General features: G+C 34.8%; 5 protein-coding genes. 3 read left to right on the plus strand and 2 right to left on the minus strand.

The genetic code is table 11. The features are described 5' to 3' along the window. Nucleotides 1-418 precede the first annotated feature (418 nt). Together B371_RS0102160 and B371_RS0102165 are read left to right on the plus strand one after the other, a co-directional pair. Nucleotides 419-1243, plus strand: a complete 825-nt coding sequence (locus tag B371_RS0102160; RefSeq protein WP_019412674.1) for a CPBP family intramembrane glutamic endopeptidase — start codon at nt 419-421, stop codon at nt 1241-1243. A gap of 23 nt (nt 1244-1266) precedes the next feature. Then, nucleotides 1267-1926, plus strand: a complete 660-nt coding sequence (locus B371_RS0102165; RefSeq protein WP_019412675.1) for a hypothetical protein — start codon at nt 1267-1269, stop codon at nt 1924-1926. A gap of 207 nt (nt 1927-2133) precedes the next feature. Here the strand turns inward: B371_RS0102165 and B371_RS0102170 are convergent, their stop codons facing one another. Further along, complete coding sequence (locus tag B371_RS0102170; RefSeq protein ID WP_019412676.1) at nt 2134-2451, minus strand: hypothetical protein; 318 nt, start codon at nt 2449-2451, stop codon at nt 2134-2136. Then, complete coding sequence (locus B371_RS21095) at nt 2429-3256, minus strand: C39 family peptidase (protein ID WP_019412677.1); 828 nt, start codon at nt 3254-3256, stop codon at nt 2429-2431. Before B371_RS21095 ends, B371_RS0102170 begins: the two co-directional genes overlap by 23 nt. A gap of 519 nt (nt 3257-3775) precedes the next feature. Between B371_RS21095 and asnB the strand changes: the two genes are divergently transcribed. Then, the gene (gene asnB, locus B371_RS0102180; protein WP_019412678.1) at nt 3776-5596 is read left to right on the plus strand and encodes an asparagine synthase (glutamine-hydrolyzing); all 1821 of its coding nucleotides are present in this window, start codon (nt 3776-3778) and stop codon (nt 5594-5596) included. The last annotated feature ends 192 nt before the right edge of the window (nt 5597-5788 follow it).

A 5788-nucleotide genomic window follows, 5' to 3' on the forward strand; every position in this document is an offset into this window, starting at 1 on the left:
CGCTACAATCAAACGATACTTGTCTAAAATTAACGGATAACAATTAAATGTTCGTGTTTATTATCTAATTGAGGAGTTATGAAATTTCCTCATTCATACATAATATAACAGTCTCGACTAATAAGCATGCCGCATGTGTTGGAAATTAAACATTTCTTCAAAACAGTAATTCCCTCCCTACTACATGGTATATTCATACATATATAGTCTTAAAAGGGTGATGACGCATGAAAAGTAAGCTATTATTCCTCCTATTGAGTAGGTATATGGTGGGTAGCGGAAAATATTTTGAATGCTTTTGAATACAATAGCCTTAGTTTTTGTGAGATGGGTTAATCAACTACTGGATAATTCAAGATCAAACATGAAACTAAATGCTGCCGCTTACGTATTAATTAGAGGTATAGGAGTGAGCCATATGTTTGATGAAATGAAGACGCGTCATTTACTAGGTTTAACATTATTGTTAATGATACTTTTTGGAATTGGGGCGATTTTTGTTCCCTATAGTGAAAGTTTTGCAGATATCGGCTTACAAGCGATATTATACATTGCGGGTCCTGTTATTTTCTTTCGTTACCATTTTCGAAAACAAAAAAGGTCGGTTCATGAAGTCGTTTTTACCAAAGGCTCAATTCGTTGGCTCCCCTGGTTACTAGGATTTGTCATACTCTCACTCGCTTTTTCAATGAGTGCCTTTTGGTTACAATTATTCATCCTATATCCTACCTTTCCTTGGCTTGTGGATTTTTTCTTAGAACCGATTCCTATGCCCGAAAACCCTATTTATTTAACTTTAACTATACTGAGCATTGCAATTATTGGACCCGTTGCGGAGGAATTTATTTTTCGTGGGGTGTTGCTAAAACGCATGATAAAGAAGACCTCGATGTGGGGTGGGATAGTGATTTCCAGTATTCTTTTTGGCATTCTACATCCGGATTTTTTGGGAGCATTCGTATTTGGTATAGTCGCTTCGTTGTTATATTTGAAAACTAACAATTTATTCATTCCAACTTTATTCCATATCATCAATAATTCAATTGTCGTTATCTCGATGTACATAGCACCCACTTGGCCACAGTGGGGCATTAGCGAAAGCTCTGAACTATACGCAAAAGCACTTCCCAATATGTTTGTGCTCCTAATCAGTTCTATTTTCATGACATGGGTTATCATGCGCTTGGCGAAAGGGTTGCAACGTACGATACGTGAAGAGGAAATAAGTGAAATTAGACATTAAAAGTAGAAATCGGGGGGATATTAGTGATAATTCGAAACTTTAAAAGATTGTATATAGCTATTGGATTTTTCGTTTTGGTCATGATAGTCAACTTTCCTTTTCCACATGTAAAGCCTTTTGCTGAAGGCACTTTATGGATTATGAACATTCCAACTAGAACTTCAAGTGGCATTCATATTCTTGGAATCTTTTCAGTTATTCTTTTGTTTATCGGCATTTATTTACTTGCTACATCGTTGGAAAAGTATCGTGTTCGCCTCGTGATTCTCGCGTTAGTCCTTTATAGTTTATTACCTCTTGGGATTATCGACGTTTATCAAAAGACGTTTGCTTCAGGCGTCAACGCAGTTGACTATGAGCAGGAGTCTAGTAAATGCGAATTTAACATGGTGGATGATAAAACGATGTTAGGCAGTTGTGAGTTAACATTTACAAATCATAGTAACCACGATTTAAATTTTGATGTTACGTTTTATGATAAGTACTCAGACTTAGAGCCTGATACAATGATTCGCTTGATGAATGAAGGCTCCCCCTATGATGTTTCCATGCGAGGGAATGAAACAAAAACTGTGCATTTCAACACTGAAATTGATATCTCCAAATTGAATGGGTTTTCGAACGGTATTGCTTACCAAGTACATATCCAAATTAAAAAAGGGGATAAGATTAGATACTTATAAAAAGAGACGCTTATCTAGATGAAGACATGCATCTCTTTCAAGAGTTTTTACATAATTTTGTTTGAGGTGGTCTCTTTGGCACTTATAAAATAAACTTATAGTGCGACGTATGAAATTTGATTGTGTGTCAGTTGAGTAGGATTTTGCATACTTTATCGACTTAGGTTTACAGTTCGATTTGAATCGCAAAGTTACTGTACCATAACGTCAAGATTGAAAATCGAGTAAAAGGGAGGATAGTTCCAGCTCCAAAACACCATGAATATGCCAAATGACATTATTGAAGATGAGCAAAGTCGATGGACCATTCTTGAGATGGATAACCATCAGATTGCGCAAGAATCCTTGGAGAGCTTGGAGAAAAGGAAGAGGAAGAGGAACATTTATTGGATACCAATTAATCAATTTTTTAAAAAACAGAATTTCTCCGCATCCTTTACTATCTTGTATAGGAGGCAAAGAAATAATTTTAGTAATATCCCAATACCAAAATCTAATGGGTTTACTTTTTGATAATATGAACATCCCCGGCCTCCCATCCTTCTAAAACCACTGAGTGAAGGTTTATAAAAGAAGAATGGAATTCATTTGTTCCTTCAATATACCACCCCCCACGTTTGATTGGTGGAGATAAATCAAGTGTCACCCATATGACTACAGGTATGTTTTGATCAATATACGAAAGAATTTCTTCTTGTGTACTTCCACTAACATTTTCAACTTTTAAATTCATTTCATATCTATCGATTACATCTTTTGCAGATTTTACAATTGGATCTGCAAAAACATACCATCCACCTTTTAAGTGACGTGGATTTCCAGCAAAAGCTTTATGAGGATTAGGTCCTGTTTTCTTCCCATTCTCATATTTAAATGGAACTTGTGGCAAGTAATCATCTGCCATTATAGTTTTTGAAACATTGATTCCGTAGTAATTAAGAACTGATGTTAAAGAGGTTATTTCGCATCCATTTGGTAGCTCTGGATATTGCAAAATTGTTGGTACTTCAATATGATTTGCTTTACGGTCTATGTTAGTCCCTAAAAGAAAAGTTTCACCTGTTGATTCGTGTATATAGGTTTGTTCAACATTATCATTGTTAGATTCCTTACTTTCACCTATTAGCGTTGCTTTAATTAAATATTCTTTACCGTTTATCATTCCATCTACCTTTGATTCAGCTAAAGAATTGGATTTTGCAGTAGTGATGAGAGATCCAACATCTTCTATATTGGAATTCTTTAACTTATCCTGTATGGTGGGAAAGTATTCAACCATTAACAAACCAGTAGATAATAATAATATAAATTTACGATGCAGATAGTCCACATAAATCACCGCCAGTTTAAATTTTATTATGGCTATATTGTTTTTCTCCAGCTTTTATCCAATATATCTTTTAAAGATATTTATTCCATTACAAAGGATTATTCATATAAAACCTTCATATTTACAACCAGATATTAATTTCAAACCAAAAAATCAATTTTATTATAGTGACTAATACTAGACCTACACGTATTTTGTTACAAAATCACCATTTAATTCGCTCATTAAGGATTCAATGTAAATTTACAGTATCCAAATTTTTGATTATATTATGTTCTACTTCCTCAAACGGCAAGACCGTTCACTCATGATAGAAGTACCGCATTATCAAAAGACATCGTTAAATATTCGTCTGTGCCTACGTTTAAAACTTTCACAATATTGGATTTGGCGGTTCTCGGTGTTAACATTAGAAAAAGAACAGCAGAAAAGATCATCATCTATTTCCGCATAGTCTGCATAATAATTGTTTATAATTTAAAGATGGCAAATATATTTAATTGAACGGAGTAATGACAAATGTGTGGATTTACCGGATTTATAGGTGAGACGAAAAACTCGTCAGAAATTTTAGAAAAAATGATGAACAAAATTATACATCGTGGGCCTGATTCGTCAGGCATGTTTACAGAAAACTCAGCAGCTCTTGGCTTTCGACGTTTAAGTATTATTGATTTAGAGCATGGGAGTCAGCCACTTTATAACGAAGATGAATCCTTAGTATTGATTTTTAACGGCGAAATTTATAATTTTATGCAACTCCGAGAGGAACTGATTGAAAAGGGTCACGTTTTTGTAACACATACGGATAGTGAAGTACTTATCCATGGATATGAAGAATTTGGAGAAAAGCTTGTAGAGAAACTCCGTGGGATGTTTGCTTTTGTCATTTGGGACCGCAATAATAAAAAATTATTTGCTGCACGGGATATGTTTGGTATTAAACCATTTTATTATGCACATATGAACGGAACGCTGTTATTTGGTTCTGAAATTAAAAGCTTTTTGCCGCACCCTCATTTCAATAAAGAATTAAATGAAAAAGCTTTAAAGCCGTATTTAACCTTCCAGTATCCAGTATTAAACGAAACATTTTTTAAAGGTGTTTTTAAATTACCAGCAGCACATTTTATGACATATGAAAATGGACAAGTTAATACCCAACGCTACTGGTCTCCTAAGTTCAATCCAACAAAACAACCCCTTGAAGAAATTGTTCAGGAAATTGATCAAGTGGTAAGAGATTCTGTAGAGTTCCATCGAATTAGTGATGTGAAGGTTGGCTCCTTTTTATCAAGTGGCGTAGATTCGAGCTATGTAGCTTCCGTGTTAAAACCAAATAAAACCTTTACAGTTGGTTTCAGTGATAAAAATTTCTCTGAGATTGATAATGCGAAGTCATTATCTGATGAGCTTGGTATTGAAAACGTAAGTGAAATCTTAAATCCAGACCTTTGTTTTGATAAATTAGAAGATATTCAATACATGATGGATGAGCCCCATTCAAATCCTTCAATCGTTCCATTATATTTCTTAGCAGAACTTGCAAAACGTGATGTGACAGTAGTCCTTTCAGGAGAAGGGGCCGATGAATTATTTGGTGGCTATGCTGAGTATGACACGACGAATACTATGAAAAAGTACAAAAAGTTGCCAATTCTATTACGTAAACCTTTGGGTGTAATTGCTAAAAGCCTTCCTGAAGTTAGAGGGAAAAACTTTTTAATAAAAGGTGGACTTCCTGCAGAGGATTGGTTTATTGGTCAAGCAAAAATATTCGAAGAAAAGGAAGCCCAAGGCATTTTAACAAATCCTTATAATAATGCTCCTACAGTAAAAGAAATCGTGAAACCTTACTATGACCAAGTTAAACGAGAAGATGAAGTAACAAAAATGCAACATTTAGATATACATCTTTGGTTAGTGGATGACATTTTATTGAAAGCAGATAAGATGAGTATGGCACATTCTATAGAGTTGCGAGTTCCTTTCTTGGACCGTGAAGTAATGAAAACGGCTTCCAAAGTACCTGTAAAGTATCGGGTAAATGACATTGATACGAAATATGCATTTCGTTTAGCGGCAGGACGAGCGCTTCCTAAAGAATCTGCAAATCGGAAAAAAATTGGTTTCCCAGTACCAATTCGGCTTTGGATACGAGAAGAAAAGTACTTCAAGAAAATTAAATCATATTTTGAAAGCGTACAAGCTGCTCAATTCTTTGATCAGAAAGAAATTATGATTTTATTAAATGATCATTATCAAGGGAAAACAAATAACGCGCGGAAAATTTGGACCATTTTTATGTTCTTAATTTGGCATAAGAAGTATTTCGATTAAGTAGTTCCATGAGCAGGCGGGACCGGGTGATAAAAAAGGAAACTGTTCCTACGCTGCCATGGAGATTGAAAAAGAAAATTCAAAGAAAAACCGGGCATAAGTACGCCCATTCCTTTAAGAGAGCAAATGATTTAAGTATCAGTTTAGAAGGAAATTCCATATAGTATCTACTTTGGTTTCCGGTATGATTTC

Source organism: Paenisporosarcina sp. TG20 (genome assembly GCF_000286315.1).
GTDB lineage: Bacteria > Bacillota > Bacilli > Bacillales_A > Planococcaceae > Paenisporosarcina.